Raw genomic sequence first — 947 nt, 5'->3', positions numbered from 1 at the left:
TTATGGAGCAGCTTTGTTTACAATGCTTAAGATGTCGCAAGGGGCAAGAAAAACACAAGAAATCAATAAAAAAGAACTCAATACAAAAGATTCCAATCCAATCAACTACAAAAATGCGGACTGCGATGGTATTACCTGGAACGGAAATAACATACAAGAGAATCCACTAAGAGCTTATTTGGGTATATCAATATCAACCTTATATGATCTGGACCTTACATCAGGCTCCTACTATGCTGAAGGATATGTATGGCTCAGATATAAAGATGTGCCTGATTGGATAAGGGAATGGGATCCAGAGATCTACGAATGTCCGTTAAAAACTGTTGGTTTTATTAATGTTGTAGAAGCTCAAGATTTTAAAACACAATTAGAACCAAGCAAGCCAACCCTTGATGACGATGGTCATTACATACAATGGCTTGAATATACAGGAAGGTTCTATGCATCTAGCTCTAGCCTTGACCTAAGCCTTTTCCCTTTTGAAACCATTGTTCTCCCTCTTTGTATTGAGCTTGATGATTTATATACAGGAGAGTCTGATGTTGAATACCTGGCGTCCGGCCAAGTTATTACTGCGCCTCCTTCTATCAATGGATATAGTTTGAAGCATTGCGATGTTATACCGTACATAAATACCTATCAAACAAATTGGGGCTTTCAATATGCCAATAGTTACTTTAATAAACAAAACTTTTCAGCATATCAAGCTTTTAGAATAGAAACGACTTTGACTCGGGATCCATGGAACTCATTTGTTAATATTTTCCTTCCGTTGGTAATAGTAATGATAATTGTAATTACGGCTCCCTTGGTGGCTATACAGGATTATCAAACCAAATTGGCTATACCTGCATCTGCGCTTCTTGTTCTTGTGTTTTTGCAGGATGGTTACAAAAAAATACTACCTCCAGGATTAAATTATCCAACTCTTGCTGATTTAATAT

At 37.0% G+C, this 947-nt stretch carries 1 protein-coding gene; it reads left to right on the top strand.

Going from position 1 to position 947, the window contains the following annotated elements; genetic code table 11:
• A partial coding sequence (locus C7K08_RS15765) for a hypothetical protein (RefSeq protein ID WP_161955957.1) occupies positions 1-947 on the top strand: 947 nt, incomplete at both ends.

Source organism: Synechococcus lacustris str. Tous, assembly GCF_003011125.1.
Taxonomy (GTDB): domain Bacteria; phylum Cyanobacteriota; class Cyanobacteriia; order PCC-6307; family Cyanobiaceae; genus Synechococcus_D; species Synechococcus_D lacustris.
The sequence above is the reverse complement of the archived record's forward strand: the minus strand, read 5'-3'. Positions and strand labels throughout refer to the sequence as shown.